General features: G+C 66.7%; 17 protein-coding genes. 11 read left to right on the top strand and 6 right to left on the bottom strand.

Annotated features, from left to right (window positions below):
* Positions 1-19: 19 nt before the first annotated feature.
* Entirely contained in the window at positions 20-790 is a 771-nt protein-coding gene (locus JOE57_RS15170) for a DUF4191 domain-containing protein (protein ID WP_204919297.1), read from the top strand.
* Between the two features lie 124 nt (positions 791-914).
* Positions 915-2,708, top strand: coding sequence for an ABC-F family ATP-binding cassette domain-containing protein (locus tag JOE57_RS15165; RefSeq protein ID WP_204919295.1), 1,794 nt, complete (start codon positions 915-917; stop codon positions 2,706-2,708).
* A gap of 12 nt (positions 2,709-2,720) precedes the next feature.
* Here JOE57_RS15165 and JOE57_RS15160 read toward each other — a convergent pair whose 3' ends face one another.
* Entirely contained in the window at positions 2,721-3,509 is a 789-nt protein-coding gene (locus JOE57_RS15160) for an alpha/beta hydrolase fold domain-containing protein (RefSeq protein ID WP_204919293.1), read from the bottom strand.
* A 158-nt stretch (positions 3,510-3,667) separates the two neighbouring features.
* On the opposite strand from JOE57_RS15160, the gene JOE57_RS15155 reads away from it, so the two are divergent.
* Genes JOE57_RS15155 through JOE57_RS15140 form a run of 3 tightly spaced genes read left to right on the top strand, consistent with a single transcriptional unit; the run spans position 3,668 to position 8,993 of the window.
* Entirely contained in the window at positions 3,668-6,496 is a 2,829-nt protein-coding gene (locus JOE57_RS15155; RefSeq protein ID WP_239579877.1) for an FAD-binding and (Fe-S)-binding domain-containing protein, read from the top strand.
* Positions 6,493-7,863, top strand: coding sequence for an FAD-binding oxidoreductase (locus tag JOE57_RS15145; protein WP_204919289.1), 1,371 nt, complete (start codon positions 6,493-6,495; stop codon positions 7,861-7,863). Before JOE57_RS15155 ends, JOE57_RS15145 begins: the two co-directional genes overlap by 4 nt.
* Before the next feature lie 26 nt (positions 7,864-7,889).
* On the top strand, positions 7,890-8,993 hold the full coding sequence (locus JOE57_RS15140; RefSeq protein ID WP_204919287.1) for a pyridoxal-phosphate-dependent aminotransferase family protein: 1,104 nt from the start codon (positions 7,890-7,892) through the stop codon (positions 8,991-8,993).
* Positions 8,994-9,015: 22 nt separating this feature from the next.
* On the opposite strand, the gene JOE57_RS15135 is transcribed toward JOE57_RS15140, so the two are convergent.
* Positions 9,016-9,474, bottom strand: a complete 459-nt coding sequence (locus tag JOE57_RS15135) for an RDD family protein (protein WP_420827682.1) — start codon at positions 9,472-9,474, stop codon at positions 9,016-9,018.
* A 271-nt stretch (positions 9,475-9,745) separates the two neighbouring features.
* On the opposite strand from JOE57_RS15135, the gene glnA reads away from it, so the two are divergent.
* Positions 9,746-11,170: a type I glutamate--ammonia ligase gene (gene glnA, locus JOE57_RS15130; protein ID WP_204919286.1), complete on the top strand. Its 1,425-nt coding sequence runs from the start codon at positions 9,746-9,748 to the stop codon at positions 11,168-11,170.
* 1,388 nt (positions 11,171-12,558) lie between these two features.
* Here the strand turns inward: glnA and folE2 are convergent.
* Genes folE2 through queC form a run of 4 tightly spaced genes read right to left on the bottom strand, consistent with a single transcriptional unit; the run spans position 12,559 to position 15,167 of the window.
* Positions 12,559-13,368 carry a GTP cyclohydrolase FolE2 gene (folE2, locus tag JOE57_RS15125; protein ID WP_204919284.1) on the bottom strand — a complete coding sequence of 270 codons (810 nt, stop codon included), beginning with the start codon at positions 13,366-13,368 and terminating at the stop codon, positions 12,559-12,561.
* A 4-nt stretch (positions 13,369-13,372) separates the two neighbouring features.
* Positions 13,373-13,741: a 6-carboxytetrahydropterin synthase QueD gene (gene queD, locus JOE57_RS15120; RefSeq protein WP_204919282.1), complete on the bottom strand. Its 369-nt coding sequence runs from the start codon at positions 13,739-13,741 to the stop codon at positions 13,373-13,375.
* Positions 13,738-14,373 (bottom strand): 7-carboxy-7-deazaguanine synthase, encoded by a 636-nt coding sequence (gene queE / locus JOE57_RS15115; protein ID WP_204919280.1) that lies wholly within the window; start codon positions 14,371-14,373, stop codon positions 13,738-13,740. The genes queD and queE overlap by 4 nt, the downstream gene beginning before the upstream one ends.
* Positions 14,370-15,167 (bottom strand): 7-cyano-7-deazaguanine synthase QueC, encoded by a 798-nt coding sequence (gene queC, locus JOE57_RS15110; protein WP_204919278.1) that lies wholly within the window; start codon positions 15,165-15,167, stop codon positions 14,370-14,372. The genes queE and queC overlap by 4 nt, the downstream gene beginning before the upstream one ends.
* Positions 15,168-15,175: 8 nt before the next feature.
* Here queC and JOE57_RS15105 point away from each other — a divergent pair, with 8 nt between their 5' ends.
* The 5 genes from JOE57_RS15105 to dpdE all read left to right on the top strand — a co-directional run bounded on the left by JOE57_RS15105 (position 15,176) and on the right by dpdE (position 23,066).
* On the top strand, positions 15,176-16,045 hold the full coding sequence (locus JOE57_RS15105; protein ID WP_204919276.1) for a hypothetical protein: 870 nt from the start codon (positions 15,176-15,178) through the stop codon (positions 16,043-16,045).
* Positions 16,042-17,178 carry a DGQHR domain-containing protein DpdB gene (gene dbpB / locus JOE57_RS15100; RefSeq protein ID WP_204919274.1) on the top strand — a complete coding sequence of 379 codons (1,137 nt, stop codon included), beginning with the start codon at positions 16,042-16,044 and terminating at the stop codon, positions 17,176-17,178. Before JOE57_RS15105 ends, dbpB (JOE57_RS15100) begins: the two co-directional genes overlap by 4 nt.
* Complete coding sequence (gene dpdA / locus JOE57_RS19000; protein ID WP_204919272.1) at positions 17,175-18,425, top strand: tRNA-guanine transglycosylase DpdA; 1,251 nt, start codon at positions 17,175-17,177, stop codon at positions 18,423-18,425. The genes dbpB (JOE57_RS15100) and dpdA overlap by 4 nt, the downstream gene beginning before the upstream one ends.
* Before the next feature lie 10 nt (positions 18,426-18,435).
* Positions 18,436-19,539: a DGQHR domain-containing protein DpdB gene (dbpB, locus tag JOE57_RS15090; RefSeq protein ID WP_204919270.1), complete on the top strand. Its 1,104-nt coding sequence runs from the start codon at positions 18,436-18,438 to the stop codon at positions 19,537-19,539.
* A 137-nt stretch (positions 19,540-19,676) separates the two neighbouring features.
* Positions 19,677-23,066: a protein DpdE gene (gene dpdE, locus JOE57_RS15085; protein ID WP_204919269.1), complete on the top strand. Its 3,390-nt coding sequence runs from the start codon at positions 19,677-19,679 to the stop codon at positions 23,064-23,066.

Here is a 23,066-nt window from a genome sequence, read left to right as displayed (position 1 = left end):
GAGTAGAAGAGAACCCACGATGGCCAAGACAGACGCGAAAGACGCCAAGGCGCAGCTCAAGGCGGCGAAGCAGGCCGAGAAGGCCCGCAAGAAGTCCAGCACCGACCCCGCCGACATGGGCCGGGTCCGCCAGATCATCAGGGCCTACCAGCTCACCCACGAGCATGACAAGCAGCTGCCGCTGCTGATGCTCGGCGCCTTCCTGCTGCCGATCGTGCTCGGACTGGTCATCTCACTGTTCTGGCCACACCCCATCTACCTGACCTTCCTGGGCGTCATGGTCGGCCTGCTGCTGGCCATGATGATGCTGGCCCGGCGCGCCAAGCGCGCCACCTACAAGCGGTATGCCGGACAGGCCGGTTCGGCCGAGGTGGCACTGCAGATGCTGCCGAAGCAGTGGGTGTCCGCCCCGGCCATCGCCGCCAACCGCCACATGGACGCCGTCCACCGGACCCTCGGCCCGGGTGGCCTGGTGCTGATCGGCGAGGGTGAGCCCGGCCGACTGAAGCCGCTGCTCGCCTCCGAGGTCAGGAAGCATGAGCGGGTCGCGTACGGCGTCAAGGTGACCACCATCGTGATGGGCGACAAGCCGGGCCAGGTCCCGCTGGACAAGCTGACCGACCACATCCGCAAGCTGCCCAAGACGCTCCAGCCGGCCCAGATCACCGACATCAAGATGCGGCTGCGGGCGCTGGACGCGGTCCGACCGCAGCTGCCGGTGCCGAAGGGGCCGATGCCCACCAGTCCACGTCAGGCCAAGGGCTCTCGACAGGCGATGCGCGGGCGCTAGCTGGCTGAGGCACCGCCGCCCCGCCCCAAGCGCGGTCGGACCCAGCACGGTCGGCCCCAACACGGTCGGACACAGCATGGTCGGACCGGGCACGGTCGGACCATGCCGCTAGGATGGAAGGTCCATGGCCAATCTGATCAATGCCGAGCGCATCTCCAAGTCGTACGGCACCCGCACCCTGCTCGACAACGTCAGCATCGGACTCGGCCAGGGCGACGTGATCGGGGTCGTCGGGCGCAACGGTGACGGCAAGACCACCCTGCTGCGGATCCTGACCGGAGTGCTCGAGCCGGACTCCGGGCGGGTCACCCACACCGGCGCCGTCTCGGTCGGCTACCTGCACCAGGCCGACGACTTCTCCGCCGACGCCACCGTGCGGGACATCATCGTCGGCGGCCGGCCGGACCATGTCTGGGCCGCCGACCCCCTCACCCGCGGTGTCGTCGAGCACCTGCTGGCCGAGGTCGACCTGGACGCGACCGTCTCGTCGCTGAGTGGCGGCGAGCGACGACGGACCGCGCTGGTCGCGCTGATGCTGAGCAACCACGACCTGCTGGTGCTGGACGAGCCGACCAACCATCTCGATGTGGAGGCCGTCAGCTGGCTGGCCGCGCATCTCAACCAGCTGCAGGCCCGCAATGTGGCGATGCTCGTGGTCAGTCACGACCGCTGGTTCCTGGACGCGGTCTGCACCCGGATCTGGGAGGTGCACGACGGGGTCGTCGACGCCTACGACGGGGGCTACGCGGCGTACGTGCTGGCCCGGGCGGAACGGGCCCGGCAGGCGGCCGGGATGGAGGTCCGCCGAAAGAACCTGCTGCGCAAGGAGCTGGCCTGGCTCCGCCGTGGCCCGCCGGCTCGCACCTCCAAGCCGAAGTTCCGGATCGACGCGGCGAACACCCTGATCGCCAACGAACCGCCTCCCCGGGACCGGTTCCAGCTGCAGCAGTTCGCGGTCTCCCGGCTGGGCAAGGACGTCTTCGATCTCCACCACGTTGACGCCGCCGTGGGCTCCGGCGATGACCGCCGGATGCTGCTGTCCAACCTGGACTGGTCGATCGGGCCGGGCGACCGGATCGGGCTGGTCGGGGTCAACGGCGCCGGCAAGACCACCCTGCTGCGGCTGCTGACCGGCGACCGCCAGCCCGACGCCGGCACGGTGAAGCGGGGCCGCACCCTGCAGATCGGCCACCTGTCCCAGGCGGTCACCGAGCTGGACGGCTCCGAGCGCGTACTGGACGCGGTGAACGCGATCCGCCGGGCGACCACACTGGCGTCCGGACGGGAGAGCACCACCTCGTCGCTGCTGGAGGACTTCGGCTTCACCGGCGACAAGCTCACCACCCGGCTCGGGGAGCTGTCCGGTGGCGAGCGGCGCCGGCTGCAGTTCCTGCGGCTGCTGCTGGCCGAGCCGAACGTGCTGCTGCTGGACGAGCCGACCAACGACCTCGACATCGACACGCTGACCGTGCTGGAGGACTACCTGGACTCCTGGCCAGGCACGCTGATCGTGGTCTCGCACGACCGCTACTTCCTCGAGCGGGTCTGCGACGTGACCTACGCACTGATGGGCGACGGCCGCTGCGTGCTGCTGCCCGGCGGCGTCGAGCAGTATCTCGAGCATCGGCGCAACCAGCCTCGCGGACCGGTCCGCAGCGGCGGCTCCGAGGCCGGCTCCGTCGTCGACGGCCAGGGTCCCTCCGCGGCCGAGGTCCGGCAGGCCAGGAAGGACCTGTCCAGGATCGAGCAGCAGATTAAGAAGCTGGACGGCCGGACCGCGAGGCTGCACAGCGAGATGGCCGCGGCGGCCGCCGACTACGCCCGGCTGACCGAGCTGCAGGCCGAGCTGGACCAGGTCACCGCCGCCAAGGAGGAGCTCGAGCTCAGCTGGCTGGAGACGGCCGAGCTGGTCGAGTGAGGCATCAGCGCCTCACTGACGTCCGCCCCTCGGATCATCAGCCCGTTCACTGGTCTCCCCCGGGTCGAGCACGCCGGTCTCGGTGAGCCAGCGGGCGCACAGCTCCATCCACTGGGTCACGTGCGGCACCTCGTCCAGGATGCTCAGACCGTGCCGGCCGTGCGGGAACACATGCAGCTCGACCGGGACACCGTTGCGGGCCAGCGCGTCGGCGTACCGCAGCGAGTTGGAGAGCGGCACGGCGTCGTCGTCAGCGGTGTGCCACAGAAACGTCGGCGGCGTCCTGCTGCTCACCCGGTACTCCAGCGAGTGGTCGCGCCGCAGCTGCAGACTCGGCTCGCCGAGCAGGTTGCGCGCCGAGGGCTCGTTCACCTCGTGCACGAACGAGATCACCGGATAGCCCAGGATCGCGAAGTCGGGCACGCCGCCGTCGGCATCGGCGTTGGACAGCGAGGCCGCCAGGTGACCGCCGGCGGAGAACCCGATCACCCCCACCCGCTCCCGGTCCACGGCCAGGCCGAGGTCACCGGCCCGCAGGGACCGCAGCGCTGCCACCGCATCCTCCAGCGGCGCCGGGTGGCGATGCGGCGACATCCGGTATCGGAGCACGACGGCGTGCAGGCCGAGCCCGTTCAGCCAGCGGGCCACCGGCTCGGCCTCGTGGTCGGCATGCATCTCGTAGGCTCCGCCGGGCAGCACCAGCACCGCCGGTCGCGGCCCGGGGCCGGGGGATCCGGCTTCAGGGGATCCGCCTTCAGGGGATCCGGCTGCAGGATGCACGGTCAGTGAAAGGTCCGTCACGGCCGCGAGCCTAGCGACCGTAGGATGACCAGCAGACAGGGCCGGCGGTGCGACGGCCTGTCGGCCTCGGACGACGACCAGAAGCGAGGAACCACGTGACCCGGACCCAGGCCTCGTCCCGGGCGGTCGACGACGCCGCCGAACCGGCGGCACTGGCGATGCTCCGCGACGCGCTCGGCGATGGCGCGGACGTCAGCTCGCGTGCCTTCGATCGGATCAGCGCCGCCGTCGACGCCTCGCACTACCTGCTCACACCGAGTGCCGTCATCCGTCCCCGCGACGCCGCCGAGGTGGGCATCGTGCTCGCCCACGCCCGGGCGTCCGCGCTGCCGCTGACCTTCCGCTCCGGTGGCACCAGCCTGTCCGGCCAGGCGGTCACCGACGGGCTGCTGGTCGACACCCGGCGCCACTTCCGCCGGATCGAGGTCCTCGACGACGGCCGGCGCGTCCGGGTGCAGCCGGGTGCCACCGTGCGCCAGGTCAACGCCCGGCTGGCCCGCCATGGCCGCAAGCTGGGTCCCGACCCGGCCAGCGAGATCGCCTGCACGATCGGCGGCGTGGTCGCCAACAACTCCAGCGGGATGGCCTGCGGGATCACCCAGAACTCCTACCGCACCCTCGAGTCCATGATCATCGTGCTGCCCAGCGGCACGGTGCTGGACACGGCCGACCACGACGCCGACGAGCAGCTGCTGAGCCGTGAGCCGCAGCTGCACGCCACCCTCGCCAGGCTGCGCCGGGAGCTGACGACCGACCCCGAGCTCCGGCTGGAGGTGGAGCGGCAGTACAGCATGAAGAACACCATGGGCTACTCGCTGAACGCGCTGCTCGACTTCGAGCAGCCGGCGCAGATCCTGGCCCATCTCATGATCGGCAGCGAGGGCACGCTGGGCTTCGTCGCCGAGGCGACCTTCCGTACCGTGGCGGTGCACAAGCAGGCGGCCACCGCCTTCTGCGTGTTCTCGACGCTGGAGGCGGCGACCGACGCGCTTCCGGCGCTGGTGGCGAGTGGGGCGACGACCATCGAGCTGCTCGACGCGGCCTCGCTCCGGGTGGTGCAGCAGGATCCGGCAGCGGTCGGCAGCATCCCCGACATCGAGATCACCGGGCAGGCGGCGCTGCTGGTGGAATACCAGGCCGCCGAGCCGGACGCCCTGGCCCGGCTGCGGGACATGGCCACCGAGGTGCTGGCCGGACTCGCGCTGGAGCTGCCGGCCGAGCTCGTCTCGGACCCGGCCATCCGCGGCAACCTGTGGCAGCTGCGCAAGGGGTTGTACGCCGCCGTCGCCGGCAGCCGGCCCAGCGGCACCACCGCGCTGCTCGAGGACATCGCGGTGCCGGTCGGTTCGCTGTCGCGGACCTGCGCCGACCTGCAGGTGCTGTTTGACCGGTACGGCTACGCCGATGCGGTCATCTTCGGCCATGCCAAGGACGGCAACATCCACTTCCTGATCAACATCGACTTCTCCGAGCCCGACCAGCTCGCCGGCTACCGCGCCTTCACCGAGGAGATGGTCGAGCTGGTGCTGGCCGCCGGCGGGACGCTCAAGGCCGAGCACGGCACCGGCCGGATCATGGCGCCCTTCGTTCGTCGCCAGTTCGGCGACCGGCTCTACGGGTTTCTGCTGGAGATCAAGAACGGCTGCGATCCGACCGGCCTGCTCAACCCTGACACGGTGCTGAGCTCCGACGCGGAGCTGCATCTGAAACATCTCAAGGCCACCCCGGGTGTCGGGCCGGAGGTCGACCGCTGCGTAGAGTGCGGCTACTGCGAGCCGGTCTGTCCCAGCCGTGACCTGACGACCACTCCGCGGCAGCGGATCGTGGTCAGGAGAGCGATGGCCGAGGCCGCCCGGGACGGCAACGAGCGGCTGCTGGTCGAGCTCAGCGAGGCCGCCGACTACGAGGTGGTCGACACCTGCGCCGTGGACGGGATGTGCCAGACCGCCTGCCCGGTGTTCATCAACACCGGCGACCTGGTGCGACGGCTGCGGTCCGAGTCGGCCGGCCGGGCCGCCGAGGCCGGCTGGAAGGTGGCAGCGAAGGCGTGGGGCCCGTTCACCGCGGTGGCGGCGGCCGGGATGTCGGTGGCCGCGGCGCTGCCGCCGGCCCTGATCGGTGGGCCCAACCGGCTGGCCCGGCGGCTGGCCGGCGCCGAGGCGGTCCCGCTGCTGTCCGCGGAGCTGCCCACCGGTGGTCGCCGGCGCCGGGCCAGCCCCGGGCATGAGGCGGTCGAGGCGGTCTACTTCCAGGCCTGTGTCGGCACCATGTTCGGGCCGGCGGACGGCTCGGACGGCGTCGCCGCAGCCCTGCGGGCGCTCTGCGACCGGGCCGGGATCGCGCTCAGCACCCCCGAACGACCGGCCACGCTCTGCTGCGGCACGCCCTGGAAGTCCAAGGGCATGACGGACGGCTACGAGCTGATGACCCGCCGTACGGTGCGGGCGCTGTGGCTGGCCACCGACTTCGGCCGGTTGCCGGTGATCTGCGACGCGTCGTCGTGCACGGAGGGGCTGGCGCTCGCCTGGGAGCAGCTGGCTGCGGCCAACGGGCGGCAACCCGAGGACCTCCGGTTCGTCGACGCGGTCCAGTTCGTCGCCGAGACGGTGCTCCCCCGGCTGCCGGCGACCAAGCGGATCGGGTCCCTGGCGCTGCACCCGACCTGCTCCAGTACGCGGTTGGGCACCAACAGCCACCTCAACCAGATCGCCGAGGCGATCGCCGAGGATCCGGTGGTGCCGAACGGGTGGGGCTGCTGCGGCTTCGCCGGCGACCGCGGACTGCTGCATCCCGAGCTGACCGCCAGCGCGACCCAGCCGGAGCGGGAGTCGCTGGCCGAGCGGAGCTTCGACGCGTACGCCTCCAACAACCGCACCTGCGAGCTCGGGCTGACCCGCGCCACCGGGCAGCAGTACCGGCACATCCTCGAACTGCTGGAGGAAGCCACCCGACCGGCCGCCGACGCGGTCGCTACATTGACCACATGAGCCCCACCCCACCGCTGGACGAGCTGATCGCGGAGCTTCCCGACGGCGCGGTGACCACCGACCCGGCCACGATGGAGGGCTACCGGTTCGACTGGGCCCGCGACACCGGAGCCGGCATGCCGCTGGCCGTGGTCCGGCCGCTGGACGCCGATCAGGTGCAGACCACCGTCCGCTGGGCGCATCGTCACCGGGTGCCGGTGGTGCCGCGCGGCGCCGGCAGTGGCCTGTCCGGCGGCAGCTCGGCTGTCACCGGAGCCCTCACCCTCAGCCTGGACCGGATGCGGGCCGTCGAGATCGACGCCGCCACCCGGGTGGCGGTGGTCGAGCCGGGGGCGCTCAACGCCGAGGTCAAGGCCGCGGCGGCCGAGCATGGACTGTGGTACCCACCGGACCCGTCCTCGTTCGAGATCTGCTCGATCGGCGGGAACATCGCCACCAACGCCGGCGGTCTGTGCTGCGTCAAGTACGGCGTCACCACCGACTATGTGCTCGGGCTCGACGTGGTGCTGGCGGACGGCACGCTGGTCACCCTGGGCGGCCGGCGGATCAAGGACGTCGCCGGGCTGTCGCTGCTGAAGCTGTTCGTCGGCAGTGAGGGGACGCTCGGCATCGTCACCCGGGCGATCCTGCGGCTCATCCCCGCACAGCCGGTCCGGGCCACGCTGGTGGCCACCTTCCCGACCGTGAAGGCGGCCGCCGAGGCGGTGGTCGAGGTCGGCCGGACCCTGCGGCCGTCGATGATGGAGCTGATGGACCGGGCCTCGGTCAACGCGGTCGAGGACTATCGGCCGATGGGACTGGACCGGGAGGCTGGCGCCATGCTGCTGGCGCAGTCCGATGCACCGGGCGAGGCCTGCGCGGTGGAGATCGACACCATGGAGCGGATCTTCACCGCGGCCGGTGCGGTCGAGACGTTCGTCACCCACGACGCCGAGGAGGGTGAGATGTTCGCCGCCGCCCGGCGCGCCGTCTTCTCAGCCGTCGAGGCCCGCGGGGCGCTGATGCTGGAGGACGTCGGGGTGCCGGTGCCGATCCTGCCGGTGCTGCTGACCGGCATCGCCGAGATCGCCGACCGCTACGACATCGAGGTGCCGGTGGTGGCGCATGCCGGTGACGGCAACACCCATCCGAACATCATCTACGACCCCGCCGATGCCGACTCCCACGCCCGCGCGTCGGCCGCCTTCGTCGAGATCATGGAGCTGGCCATCTCCCTCGGCGGCACCATCACCGGCGAGCACGGCGTCGGCCGGCTGAAGCGGGCGGCGCTGCCGGCCCAGCTGGGACCCGAGGTGATGGCGCTGACCCACACGATCAAGCACGCGTTGGACCCTGAGGGAATCCTGAACCCCGGCGCGGCACTCTGAACGGAGGGCCAGGTAGGTTCAGAACCATGCCATCTGCATTCCCCGTACTGGAACGTCATCTGTTCGGACCCGGCCCCTCCAACCCCTATCCGGAGGCCACCGCCGGGCTCGGGCTGCCGCTGCTCGGTCACCTCGATCCCGAGTTCCTGCGGATCATGGATGAGACCTGCAGCCTGCTGCGGACCGCCTGGGGCACCAGCAACGCCCGCACGCTGCCGCTCAGCGCCACCGGTTCGGCCGGGATGGAGGCCGCCTTCGTCAACACGGTGACCGACGGCGACGTCGCCGTGATCGCCGTCAACGGGCTGTTCGGCGAGCGGATGTGCGACGTGGCGGCCCGCTGCGGCGCCGAGGTGGTGCGGGTCGACCACGAGTGGGGTGCGCCGATCGACCCGGAGCGGGTGGCCCAGGCGCATCCGAACCCGAAGGTGATCGCCGCCGTGCACGCTGAGACCTCGACCGGGGTCCGCTCCGACATCGAGGCGCTGGGTCAGTTGAAAGGTGACGCGCTGCTGATCACCGATGCGGTCACCTCGATCGGCGGGATCGAGCTGCGGGCCGACGACTGGGGCATCGACGTGGGTTACGCCGGCACCCAGAAGTGCCTGGGGGTGGCGCCCGGGCTGGCACCGTTCACCATCAACGACCGGGCCTTCGAGCGTCGGATCACCACCCCGCGGTCCTGGTATCTCGATCTCGGCCTGCTCGGCGGCTACGTCGGGACCGGCGGCGGGGGTGGCCGGACCTACCACCACACGGCTCCGGTGGCGATGGTGGTCAGCCTGCACGCCGGGCTCAACCGGGTCCTCGACGAGGGACTGGAGCAGGTCTGGGCCCGGCACGCCGAGGCTGGCCAGCAGCTGCAGGACGGCCTGCAGGAGATGGGCCTGGAGCTGTTCGCCCAGGAGGGCTGGCGGCTGCCCGAGCTCACCACCGTCAAGGTGCCGGACGGGGTCGACTCCGCCGCGGTCCGGGCGCTGCTGCTCGAGCGGCACAACATCGAGATCAGCGGCGGCGCCGGTGCGTACGCGGCGACGGTGTGGCGGATCGGCCTGATGGGTCACAACGCGCGTCCGGACGCGGCCCTGCTGATGCTGGCCGCGTTGAAGGACGTGCTGGCCCGGGTCTGAGGCGGCTCCGGCGCTGACTCAGCTAGCGCCGGTTGATGACGACCGTTCCGACGGCCAGGTCGTGCAGGCCGCGGCGGTTGCCGTCGACGACCATGGCCGGCAGCGCCAGGCAGACCAGGGCGGCCCGGGCGATGCCGCGCAGGAACCCGAGCGGCCGGCCGTCCATCCGGTACACCCCGATCCGGGTCAGGGTCTGGCCGATGCTGCCGCCGGTGAGCACCGACAGCACCGCCGACTCGACGAAGAAGACGGTCAGGATCATCCAGGACCGCCAGCCGCTGCCGGTGAGGACGGCAGTGCCGAACAGGCCGACCGCGGCGGCCATGCTGAGCGCCCAGTCCAGCAGCAGCGCGGTCACCCGTGCCTTCCACGACGCGAGCGAACCGCGACCCGTGCTCGGCAACCCGAGCATCTCCCCCGGGTACTGCTTGTCGGCCGGGGTCGACGTCCGCTCCCCGCTCGTCCGCTCATCGTTCGCCACAGGCCGAGGCTACCCGGCCATCGGCCGTCGGGCGGGGGGTGGCGTCTCGCAGAGCAGGCAGACGGGACGGTGGCGTACCGCCGGGACTGGACTGGTGGGAGACTGCGGGTGTTACACGCGCGAAACATTTGTGCAACTGGACAGAAATCGGAGGTCCCTAGGCTCGGTCGTATCCGAGCGTGAGGAGCACGATCGCGCTCGTCCAGCCCAGAACCGCTCACCCGAGCACTGGTGCTCTCACCGAGCACTACCGACTTTCACCGGAGGACAGATGTTCCAAGGAGCCGACGACCTGTTGGCCTACGTCAAGGACGAGGGTGTCGAGGTCATCGACATCCGCTTCTGCGACCTGCCCGGCATCATGCAGCACTTCACCGTTCCCGCAGGCTCGTTCGGTCCGGAGGTCTTCGAGGAAGGCCTCGCCTTCGACGGATCGTCGATCCGCGGATTCCAGAAGATCCACGAGTCGGACATGGCCCTGCTGCCGGACCCGACCACCGCCTACCTGGACCCGTTCCGCCGGGCCAAGACGCTGTGTGTGAACTTCTTCGTGCACGACCCGCTGACCAAGGAGCCGTACAGCCGGGACCCGCGCAACATCGCCCGCAAGGCGGAGGCCTACCTGGCGTCGACCGGCATCGGCGACACCGCCTACTTCGCACCCGAGGCGGAGTTCTACGTCTTCGACGACGTGCGGTTCGAGACCAAGGCGAACACCGGCTACTACTCCATCGACTCCGAGGCCGGCGCCTGGAACACCGGCCGGGTCGAGGAGGGCGGCAACCGCGGCTACAAGGTCCGCTACAAGGGCGGGTATTTCCCGGTCGCCCCGGTCGACCACTTCTCCGACCTGCGTGACGACATGGTCCGCCACATGGAGAACTCCGGCCTGATCGTCGAGCGCGCCCACCACGAGGTCGGCACCGCCGGCCAGGCGGAGATCAACTACCGCTTCAACACGCTGCTGAGCGCCGGCGACGACGTGATGAAGTTCAAGTACATGGTGAAGAACACCGCCTGGGCGGCCGGCAAGACGGCCACCTTCATGCCGAAGCCGATCTTCGGTGACAACGGCTCCGGGATGCACGTGCACTCCTCCATCTGGGACAACGGTGACCCGCTGTTCTACGACGAGGCGGGCTACGGCGGCCTGTCCGACATCGCCCGCTGGTACATCGGCGGCATCCTGGCCCACGCCCCGGCGCTGCTGGCCTTCACCAACCCGAGCGTGAACTCCTACCACCGGCTGGTGCCCGGCTTCGAGGCCCCGGTCAACCTGGTCTACAGCTCGCGTAACCGCTCGGCCTGCATCCGGATCCCGATCACCGGGTCCAACCCGAAGGCGAAGCGGGTCGAGTTCCGTTGCCCCGACCCGTCCTCGAACCCGTACCTGGCGTTCTCGGCCATCCTGCTGGCCGGCCTGGACGGCATCCAGAACAAGACCGAGCCGGCCGCGCCGATCGACAAGGACCTCTACGAGCTGCCGCCCGAGGAGCACGCCTCGGTGCCGACCGTCCCGGCCAGCCTGGACGCGGTGCTGGAGGCTCTGGAGTCCGACAACGAGTTCCTGCAGCAGGGTGACGTCTTCACCCCCGACCTGATCGAGACCTGGGTCGACCTGAAGCGCACCACCGAGATCGACCCGATCCGGCTGCGTCCGCACCCGCATGAGTTTGAGCTGTACTACGACATTTAGTCCCGCGTGGGTGACGCCCACCGGCTGAGTGCCTCAAAACGGCCCCTGACCTGCGAAGACACCTTCCAACGTCTTCCATCGTCAGGGGTCGTTTTTTGGTCACATGTGGCCCCATATGGCCGACGCCCCGCCGCCATGTGACCCAAGCCAGGCCTCGTAAAAACTCACGTCACCCTCAGGCGCCTTGGCGGTGAAAAGATTCCGCCATGGCCGAGGTCGCACTGGCCCTCACCCGGGGAGCGTTCCACTATTTTGGAAGATGATTGGAATCTATTCCAGAATAGTGAAGCGCGGCAGCTCGCTACTGGCCTGGCGTCGACCAGATCACGGCGCCCGGTCTCGATTGGAGTCCGGCTTACGGCCTGCGGGACCTCGCCGACTTCCTGCTGGAACGCACCGAGACGGACTTCTCCAAGCCGCTGGTGGCGGTCTCGCTCAAGACCCGGGCGGAAACGCTTTACGAAGCCATCCTCGAGCCGTTGGACGGACACCCTTCGCATCCTCTGAGAGCGAAGACATCGGTTTCGTCCACGGGAGCAAGAACAGCCGATCACTCAGTTCCAGCAGTGAGTTCCTGGGCGAGTTCAGCGCGCGCCCCGCCGGCATCTTGATCGCGACCGGCCAGTTGCTTGGCGAGGGCTTGATGACCCACGATCGACGCTGCAGTCGTCACCTACCCGTCTGAGAGCATGGGCCACCTGATGCAGGTTGCGGGTCGCGCGATCCGATGGGCACAGGGCAAGAAGACAGCACACGTAGTCCAGGTACGGGCCTCGAAGCTTGACTACCACTTCGACCAACGGTCGCTCAACCAAGACATCAGCGATGCTCTGCGACCGACTCTGCACGACATCCCAGTTTCGACCCTTACCGAACTCGTCGATCAGGTCGAGCGAATCATGGCCGAACAGGGTTGCCGGACCCAGTTGTTGAACGGATTCGCTCTGCACTTGGCGCCATCGACATTGAGCGCCCGAGTCTGATGCTCGCCGGTACTCCATACTTTGGCGACGCAACCAGGTTCTCCGAAGATGCCGTGCGGGACGGCGTTCGGGTCGACAAGAATGAACGCGGCCGCTTTGTTCGTCTGTTAACGAAGCTTCTGACCGTTGCAGCGACATCAAGAACTCACGCGCCTTCTCAGCCAAGTTCCTGCTGGACGAGCGCTCGGCGGGCGGGCTCGGGCTTCGTACGCAAAGCTCCAGTCGATGCAGTACGCACGCAGGGAGATTGCCCGCGAGCCGTACTACGGAGCTGATTGCCGTGGCTACAACTCAGGCAAAGCCACTACCTGGTTGAAGTAGTTCACGTTCTCCTACCGACCCTCAGTACCCGTCGAACTGGAGGCGTTCCTTTCAGATACCTACAACCGAGCGGAGTTGCTCAGCTCATATAGTGCCGAGCCTGCCCGCTGGGCTACCCGGAGACCACGAGACGGCAGCCACCGCGTCGTGGCTGTGGATGCTCTCGAAGTTTCGTACGCTCACCGAGTGGGCTATCCCGCGTTCACGGCAAGCCTGTGACAGATCGCGCGCCATATCTTCGACGAAGGCTGGACGGTCGTGGGCCGCCATAGTGACAACGCGCTCGTCTGGACGCTTGATCAGTGGGAACACGGGGCTTGAACCGACTGAGCGAATCATGGCGAAGGCAGCGGCGACGTCGAGGGGATAGATGTCCTCATCCCGCCCCACAGTCGTGAGACGCACCCTGCTGCGCTGATTGTGGGCACCGTAGTCGCTAATCGCCTTACTGCAGGGACACAGGCTGGTGACGTCCGTGCCGACGGTGACGGCGAGCTCGGCCTGCCCAGCGATTAACTTCGCGTCCAACTCGACGTCACAGACCTGCCACGCTTCCTTCTCCGACGCCGGAGCTTGAACCCGGAACGCCATCGGCGTCGCCACGACGACCTGGACCTTGTCGACGTCGAGGCGGTCCGCAGCCACCTTGAGGGCCTGAGGAAGCCGTTCAGGCTCGAGGTCCTGGAGTTCGTCATGGATGATCTCGACCATCCGACTCATGTGGGTGCCGCGACGATCGGCCGGCAGCGTCACCGTGACGTCGAACGTCGCAATGCCACTGTGCATGCTCGCGCCGTCGTTGAAGCGAACGGGGTACTGCACCCCAGCGATGCCGACGCGATCGAGCTCGATTTCACGCTCGTCCACCTGATCCTGAATGTCCGGCAGCGCCACCTGACTACTCCCCGCGGTAGATGCAGCCAGAGGTGCAGGTTTCACGAACCCGCACCTCTGTGAGGTTTGAAAGGTCCACGCTCAACCGATCCCAGATCCACTTCGCCAGTACCTCGCTGGTCGGGTTCTCGAGACCCACAACGTCGTTGAGGTAGCGGTGGTCGAGTTGGTCCTCAAGGGGCTTGAAGGCGACCTTCAGGTCGCCGAAGTCCTGAACCCAACCAGTGCTCTCCCCCACTGGCCCAGCCACGTGGACCTCGACTCGATAAGAGTGTCCGTGAAGTCTGGCGCACTTGTGACCCTCAGGGACGTTTGGCAGCCGGTGAGCTGCCTCAAAGGTGAACTCCCGGTAGATCTCGGCGGTGTGGGTCACGGAATTCCTAGGTGTTTGTGCGTCTGCAGACTCAGTTGCCAGAGCGGATGATCAAGACAGAACTTCACGGCCAGTTCGGTGTTCGCGGCCGCGTCCGGGCCGTCCATCGGCTGCACGCGGAAGCTCTCAAAGTCCAGGTGTTCGAACGTCGTTGGGTCAACTCCGCCCTGCGGGACAACGAACTTGAGTTCCTGTCCTTCGTGGACGATTAGATCGGAGCCAATCTTGGGGCTGACACAGAGCCAGTCGATGTCCGGAGGCGGTGCGACCGTTCCGTTCGTCTCGACGGCAACGTAGAAGCCCCGCTCGTGGAAAGCCGCGATGGCCGCCGGGTCCAACTGCAGAAGAGGCTCGCCACCGGTGCAGACGACCATGGGGCGTCCGCCACCGTTCACCGGCCACTTCGCAGCCACAGCCTCCGCCAACGTCTGCGCGTCGGCGAACTTGCCGCCACCCTCGCCATCAGTTCCGACGAAGTCGGTGTCACAGAACTTGCAGATCGCTCGTTCGCGGTCAGCCTCCCGGCCGGTCCACAGGTTGCAGGAGCTGAAGCGGCAGAACACAGCGGGGCGGCCAGCGTGCGTGCCCTCGCCCTGGAGCGTGTAGAAGATCTCCTTGACCTTGTAGGTCACGCAATCGCCTCCTGATAGCTGACCGGGTCTGAAAGACCAGCGTCCGCAAAGCCGCGGAGGCGCAGGAGGCATGAGTCGCAATGACCACAAGAACGGCCGTCGTCGTCCGGGTCGTAGCAGGACAGGGTGAGCGAGTAGTCGACACCAAGCTTCGTTCCGAGCTCAACCGTCTCCGCCTTGGTGAGGTTGATCAGCGGCGTGTGGATCTTGAGTTGGGTGCCCTCAACGCCGGCCCGAGTCGCGAGGTTGGCCATCTGCTCGTATGCCGCGATGTACTCGGGACGGCAGTCGGGGTAGCCGGAATAGTCGAGCGCGTTAACACCGATGAAGATGTCGGCTGCTCCCACCACTTCGGCGTAGGCCAGCGCGAATGAGAGGAACACCGTGTTGCGAGCTGGCACATAGGTGATGGGGATCTCGTCGTCGCCAATCTCGTCCGCCGAGTCGTGCTTCGGCACCTCGACATCCGCGGTCAACGCAGATCCACCGAACACACGAAGGTCGATGCCGCACACCACGTGTCGCGCGACCCCAGCCGCCTCGGCGACGCGCTGCGCCGCAGCAAGTTCGACCTCGTGCCGCTGTCCATAGCGGAAGCTCAGGGCGTACGGCTCGAAACCCTGGTCCTTCGCGATCGCGAGCACTGTCGTCGAGTCCAGGCCCCCGCTCAGCAGGACGATGGCCTTCCGCGTCATGTCCAACACCCTCTTCACTCGGTCGATGGGGGCCTCTTGCCCCGTACTGTCGAAACTACACGATAGAGTAGCTGGAACGAACGCGTAGTTTCGGAGCATGTGAGGCCATGTCGCGACACAAACTGACGATCATCGTCACCTGTACTGACAGGAAGTCGGCGACCCCTGATGACGAGTTGATGGTCCGCAATCTTCCCACTGGACAGGTGAGCGCTCGCGCCCGGGTGTGGAAGGAGGGCCTCGCGCGAGCGACGGTGCGCCGCCCCCTGATCGACCTGTACGGCGGCGAGACGTGGAGTCAGGTTCGTGCCCTAGCACTCAAGGCCACGAACCTCAGGTACGAGCCAACGATGTTCGTGGTTTCGGCAGGACTCGGGCTCCAGCACGTCTCCACTTCGGCTCCCGCCTACGCCGCGACTTTCAGTACCGGTCACGCCGACTCGGTCGGCGCATCTCTTTCGGAGTCTCAAACTTGGTGGGGCGCACTCCCCCACGCCGACGTCCCTCTTGCAGGACGAGCGATCTGGGTCTTGTCTGAGGCCTATTCACGCGTTGTCGGCCAGCAGTTGCTCGAGGACACCGCCCCCAGTGACGTACTGGTGTTCGGCGGGTCAAAGGAGATCCGCGACAGCCTGCGCGTCCCCTCGGACCGATCATTGCGGCGTGCGCTCGGGGGCACCGTCACCAGTCTCAATGTTCGCGCCGCAACGCAGTGGCTGAGTTTGTCCGACGGCAAGGATCCATTCACGAGTGCGGCGCGGGACAAGTGGCGAACCTGGTCGCACGAGAAGCGGCATCGCGAGGTCTTTGATCGCAAGCCCATGTCTGACTCTGCGGTGGTTGCGTTCGTCCGAGAGCTCCGCGTGCATCAACCCACCGTCTCCAAAACGGGCGCGCTCAAGGTTCTTCGCGAGGCGGGCATGGCATGTGAGCAACGACGATTCTCGACTCTCTTTCAACAGGCGGTGACTCGATGACGGATCCAAAGTGGCTGGTACGCCGGGCACTCAAGGTTCTTCAGAGCGAGGACACTCCGCTCTATCTCTTCACGTTGGCAGCTGAGGAAGTCGACCTGGTCGCGGACGTTGCGCGGATCGGTCGGGATGAGGCAGGCAAGCTCATCGGATACCAGCGCCCAGAGAAGCAGAAGCACGTGAAGCAGATCCAGGAGTACCTGGACTCGGAGGATCCAATCTTTCCCAACGGGCTGATCCTCGCGTTGCCGCCTGAGGTCAAGTTCAAGTCGAGTCGTGGGCCGACCACGACAGATGGGCTGGCTGTCGCCGGAACGCTGGAGATCCCGATAGCTCCCGACGGCGATGGCCCGCGGCCGGCTTGGATCGTCGATGGCCAACAGCGAAGCCTTGCACTATCTCGCACCAAGAACCGCCGGCTCCCGGTGCCGGTGGCAGGCTTCGTCGCGGCCTCGCTCGAACTTCAACGAGAGCAGTTCTTGCGGGTCAACACCGTCCAACCACTACCGACTGGGCTCGTCACAGAACTTCTCCCAGAGATCGCCAGCGTTCCCTCTGCACGGATGGCCACGAGACAGTTGCCCTCCGCCCTGGTTGACATGCTGAATCACGACTCAGATTCGCCGTTCCATGGACTCATCCGACGGGCATCCACTCCGGCAGACGACAAGAAGGTCACTGTCGTCACTGACAACAGTCTCGTAGAGGCGATCCGAGAGTCTGTCGAATCCCCGTCTGGGGTCCTCTTCCCCTACCGGAATATCGCGAGTGGGACCACAGACACCGAGGGCATCCGACGTGTCCTCGTCGCCTATTGGGGCGCCGTACACGACACCTTCCCCGAGGCTTGGGGTGCGAACCCAACTGCGAGCCGCCTCATGCACGGAGTCGGAATCCGAGCCATGGGCCGACTCATGGATCGAGTCATGACCCACGTACGAGACGACGACCCTCGTGCTCGTGAACTCGCCGCAGCAGAACTGCGTCTCATCGCTCCGAAATGCCGCTGGACGGACGGCACGTGGGAAGACCTGGGCGTTGCGTGGAACGACCTGCAGAACACCCCTCGACACATCAGCGCGTTGTCCAACTACCTGGTTCGGACGTACCTTGCTGAGCGAACGGGCCGCAAGTGAAGTTCTACTTCCCCGACAGCCAGGACCTCGTCAGTCCGGCCTACGACTTCCTCCGGGACGAGTACCCGGCCCACCGCGTTCGTCAGCGGGACGACCGGTACGCGCACGAGGTCCTAGCCGAGGCTCCGTACCACGGAATCCTCGTCAGCAAGTCGATCGTGGACGGATCGATCAAGGGCGCTGGCAAGTACTCCGGTGCACAGCGGGCTCGCCTGTACCGGATGGGCGTCCATCGCTTCTTCCGGTTGCCTCGTGGCGTGGAAACGTTGGGCGACAACGGCGCCTTCAACTACATCGATGAGCCCGTCCCACCCGTGACGGTCGCCGAGACGCTCGACTTCTACGAGGAGTGCGATTTCGACGCCGGAGTGAGCACAGACCACGTAATCTTCGGTTACGAACCCGAGGCAACTGCGAAGACCGCGGATCCCGAGTGGGTCGAACGGCGCAAACTCACGCTTCGCCTCGCCGAGGACTTCATCTCGCTCACGAATGATCGACGCACCCGTGTTCAACCAGTCGGCGCCGCCCAGGGATGGAGCCCAACGAGCTACGCCGACAGCGTCAACGCCCTCCAAGAGATGGGATATGAGCGCATTGCGCTGGGCGGCATGGTGCCTCTGAAGACCGACCAGATCCTGGCCTGCCTGACTCAGATCTCGACCATCCTCGCGCCCGGAACCGAACTGCACCTGCTCGGGATCACCCGTATCGACGCCATGGACCGGTTCTCCGCACTGGGCGTCACCAGTTTCGACAGCACGTCAGCCTTCAGGCAGGCGTTCATGGACGATCGGAAAAACTACCACACGAACGAGCGCGCGTACGTGGCAATCCGCGTGCCCCAGGTCGACGGCAACCCCACTCTGAAGCGGGCGATCCTGGCAGGCTCCGTCAGCCAGAAGGATGCCCTCACTGCCGAGCGTGAGGCGCTCAAGGCACTTCGTGCGTTCGACGGCACGCCGGCAGGGCGCCAAGACTGCCTGGACGCGCTGGGGGCATACGAAGTCGTGTGCCAGAGCAAGAAGTCGTACCTCGACGCGTACGCGGAGACTCTGGAAGCCGAGCCCTGGCGTCACTGTCCCTGCTCTATCTGCAGGGAGCACGGGGTGGAGGTCGCCATCTTCCGCGGTACTGAGCGAAACAAGCGACGTGGATTCCACAACCTTTCGGTCCTCAGGCACCAGATGGGGCAACTTGTCCACAGCCGCGCAGCGGTTACCAACTTCGCAGACGCCAACACCTAGGATTTCGTCCGTGGCCGACTGTTACGAGATCCGACTCCCTGCCCTCAAAATTCGCCAGGGCGAGCAGGCCATCTTCGCGTTCGGTGTAGACGGCAAGCGGATCCACGAGTTCACGACAGTGAGTCGCGTTCACCGTGACGACACCGAACTTCAGGGCTACCAGCGCCCCGAGGTCCTGAGCCACATCCGGGCGATCCGGAGGTACCTCGAGTCGGACGGAGCGATGCTCCCGAACGCCGTGGTCCTTGCGTTCGATGAGCGGGTCAGCTTCGAGGCATCTACCGATCGAAGCGCCTTGGACTACGTCACGGCAGGCGAACTCGTGATCCCTGTTGACGAGTCGCTTCCCGACGATCAGAAGCCGGCATGGCTGGTCGATGGTCAGCAGCGCAGCGCAGCAATCCGTGACGCCGACCTTGCAGAGTTCGCTGTAGCTGCTGTCGGGTTTATCGCGCACGGTGAAGCTGAGCAGCGCTCACAGTTCATCCTTGTCAACAACACGAAGCCGCTGCCGAAGGGGCTCATCCACGAACTCTTGCCTGACACCGAGGGGCACCTGCCGACGGCGTACGCCAAGAAACAACTGCCGGCGCGCGTGCTCTCAGCACTGAACTTCGGAAGCCGGGCTGACGGTCAGCCGTTCGCAACTCGCATCGCCACACCGACGATGGCGAACGGCTACATCAAGGACAACAGCGTCCTGAAGATGATCGAGAACAGCCTCTACGACGGCGCGCTCTACCAGTACCGCGACCCCATAGACGGCACGGGCGACGTCGACCAGATGCTGCTCCACCTGAACTACTTCTGGACGGTGGTCGCAGTGACTTTCCCAGAGGCGTGGAACCTGCCACCTACCAAGTCCCGGCTCACGCATGGCGCCGGTATCCAGGCCATGGGCTACGTGATGGACCAGTTGACTGACGGAGTGCCGGCGGTCGAACTGCCTGGGCTTAACCTGGAGAAGAGGGTTGCCAGTCTGCGGTCGCACTGCGCGTGGACCTCGGGGAACTGGGATTTCGGGGCCGAGCAGATTCGGCGTTGGAACGGAGTCCAGAACACCCCGAATGACGTTCGGTTGTTGACCAGCCACTTGCTCCGCGCCCTGCGCTGACACTCTCCAGCCGCCGGATTGCGCCAACTACCCCCAACTGTCGGACGTCTTTATTGCTTTACTACGCTCTGTGGGGTGAGGGCGAAGCGGGGGCAGGAATGACGGGTGGGGTGGTGTGCCCACTGTGCGGTTCGGCGATGGTGATGCAGTTCGCCTCCCGTGGGCGGAACGCCGGGCAAGCCTTCTGGGGCTGCCCGCAGTTTCCGCGCTGCCGCGGATCGCGCGACGCCGAGGGCAAGGCGCCGCAGCCGCGCCAGCCACGCAAGAAGGCTGCCCCACCGTCCTCTCCGATGATCGGACGGCGAACAAGGTCCCTGAGTCGCGGCGACCTGCTGGTGTCCTCGGATAACCGCTTCGGCCCCGGCAAACTCGTGGCGCGAGAGGGCGACCGCCTGGTGCTCGAGTACTTCGACGCGCCCGGCCCAGCCGCATCAGACCGCTACCGCGAGGCGGTATCGCGCGCAAGCCTCACCCGACTGACCCTGTTCCCCGAACTTCGCGTCTTCTGGCAGGACAAGGATGACCGTTGGCGCTCCGGGCGCATCATCGAGGCAAACGAACACAACGACATCTACGTCCGGGGGCACGAATGGGAGGGATTTGTCCCCGAGGGGCAACTGCACGTTCGCTGGAACAAACCTCTGGTGGATCCGGTCGGCTTCGGGGAAGCCGGCATGCTCGAGTCGCCGATCCTCGCTGAACTGCGTCTTCCCTTCTTGCGCAGCATCCTTCAGCAGCGCTCGGCGGCCCATGGGATGCGATCCGTGCTATCGAGCTGCATCGAACTCCATGCCCACCAGGTTGAGACGGCTTGGCGAGTTCTGCAGGACCCTGTCCAGCGCTATCTCCTTGCCGATGAGGTCGGGCTAGGCAAGACCATCGAGGCGGGGATCATCATCCGCCAGATGCTGCTGGACAGCCCCAGTCTGCGGGTCCAATTGATCTTGCCTCCGTTTCTACTCGAGCAGTGGAAGCGAGAGTTGACCCAGAAGTTCCGCGTGCAGGACTTCACCGGGGCGCATGTCCGCTTCAGCCGTGATGATGAGCCGTCGGACTGGGACGCGGCAGACCTCGTCGTTGTCGACGAGGCACACAACCTTGCACGGATGTCAGTCAGCACGGATCCCGATCTCGCATTTCGCTTTGATCGGCTTCGTGAAGTCGCCCTTGCAAGTCCGCGCCTATTAATGCTTTCCGCGACACCAGCCTTGCACAACGAGGACCCCTTCCTAGCGATGCTCAAGCTGCTTGACCCCGCGGTTTACGCCGACACCACCGCCGAGCAGCTCCGATCGCGCCTAGAAGCTCGCGCCGGCCTGGGCCGCGTGTTTCTGGGGCTGCAACCCCACCTCCCAGGCGTCCTGCTGAAGGGGCGCCTGAAGGAGGTCGAAGCGTCGTTCCCCGACGACGCCGAGGTTGGTGAACTGGTTGCGCGCGCCCGCGAGTCGGTGGCCACACAAGACAAGGACGAGACGGCATCACTGATCCAGGCACTGCGCACGCACGTTGCCGAGGTCTACCGCGTCCACCGACGAATGCTTCGCACCCGGCGAACGACGGCGCTGGAAGGCACCTACCGGGTATCCGGTCGTCGCGCGCCCGAGCCAGTTCTGTTGGAATCGACCCCGCGCGACGAAGTTGCAGACGCTCTCGACCGATGGCGGGAACAAGCTCTGGCATCGGCCGAAGGCAACCCGGCAGCGATGACCATGGCCGGACGCGCGTTCGCGGAGGCCGTAGCAGTGGCCCTTGATCCGAGCGCGCTACAAGAGTGGGCGGCAGGCCACGCCGCTGCTCCAGTAGCCGCCGAGGAGGTCGCCGCGCTTAAGCGCATCGAGCAGGACATGGCCTACGCGGACCGACGGGCCACCGTCAGTCGCCCGTTCGCTGACGCACTGAGCGAACTCATGACGTCGAACGAGCGTGCCGTCGTTTTCTGCCCCACAGTTGACTTGGCAACTGAACTGGCTGAGGAACTCAAGGATCTTTTCGGCGCCAAGTCGGTCTTCTGCCATGTGACGACCCAACGTAGCGAGGAGAATGAGCGTGCGGTGCGCTCGTTCGAAGCGGTCCGCAAGGCGGCGGTCTTGGTCGCCGATTCATCGGCCGAAGAAGGTCGCAACCTCCAGTTCGCCAATGTTCTGGTGCATCTGGGGCTTCCGGGATCAGCGAACCGTCTTGAGCAGCGCGTCGGCCGCTGTGACCGGTGGTCACCCGAAGGGTCAGGAGAGTGGCGATCATATGTCGTTTCGGGACATGCGGATCACATCTATGCTGGCGCCTGGGAGCGCATCCTCTCGGACGGTTTCGGGATCTTCGACAGTTCCGTCGCCAGCCTTCAGCAGGCCGTCGACGACGCAACCGACGAGGCGTGGCGGATTCTCCTTCAGATGGGTCTCGGCGGCGTCGCCTCCGCGGTGACGCGGGTTCGGGAGATGCTCGCCGCGGAGATCGAGCGCGTCCGCGAACAGGACGCGCTCGACAGTCTGGAGACGAGCGTCGACGAGCGCTCCGTTTACGCGCGGATCGCGGACGTCGAATCCGACGCATCAGCCTTCGCGAAGGTAAGCGACGACCTTCTTGCAGCGAACAGTGCCGCTGGCAATCTACGATTCGAGCGGAAGGGCAACCCTGCCGCCGGCTTGGGCGGTTACGAGGCGCTCGGCCGCCTGCCGGGAAAACAAGCGCAGATTCCGCTGATCTCTGCATCGCGCCTCGTTCGGGACTTCCTTCCCCTGAAAGGCCACGTCGGAACGTACGTTCGGGAGGTCGCCCTCGCGCGTGAGGACGTCCACCTCTACCGGTACGGAGATCCGTTCATCGACGCCGTCAGCGATTTCCTCTGGCACGACGATCGCGGCCGAGCGTTCGGGATGTGGCGCTGGCTGCCCGAGTGGCCCCGCGACGACACGCCCCTTTATCGGTTCGACTACGCCGTCGAGGCCGACCCTCTCGATGGTCCGTCCTCAGAATATCCTCGTCGCGAACTCATGACGGTCAGTGCAGGCATGGACCAACGTGCGCTGACGCGGCGCGCCGACGGGATCTTCCCTCCCATCATCGTCAGCGTTTGGATGACATCCGGTGCGCAGGAGTTGACATCCAGGTCGCACCTCGACGCGCTTTCCGCCCCATACGCGAAGCCGGGTCCGATTCGTGCCGGCGGCGACTACTCGCTAAACCGTGTCAGGATCAACGAGGCCTACGAACTCATTCCCGCAGGCAACTGGGGCGAGTCTTGGCGATCCGCGGAAGGAGCCGCTCAGCGGCTAGTCCGCAGTCGAGAGGACGTTCGTGCTGCGGTCGAGCGAGCTACTGCCATCGCCAACCGAGACTCAGCAACGAGGCTGTCGCAACTGCGTCTCCGAGCCATGCGCACAACAGGATCGGAACTCGTCCGTTTGGAGGAGGAACTTTATCGCGAGGAAGCCATCGCCAGCGCCATGACCGCCGCCGTGACCGCACCATCACTACGGCTTGACAGCACCGGCATCGTGGTTCTCTCCGGCCGAGCCCTGACGAGCTGA

Origin of the sequence: Microlunatus panaciterrae, assembly GCF_016907535.1 — a bacterium.
GTDB lineage: Bacteria > Actinomycetota > Actinomycetes > Propionibacteriales > Propionibacteriaceae > Microlunatus > Microlunatus panaciterrae.
The sequence above is the reverse complement of the archived record's forward strand: the minus strand, read 5'-3'. Positions and strand labels throughout refer to the sequence as shown.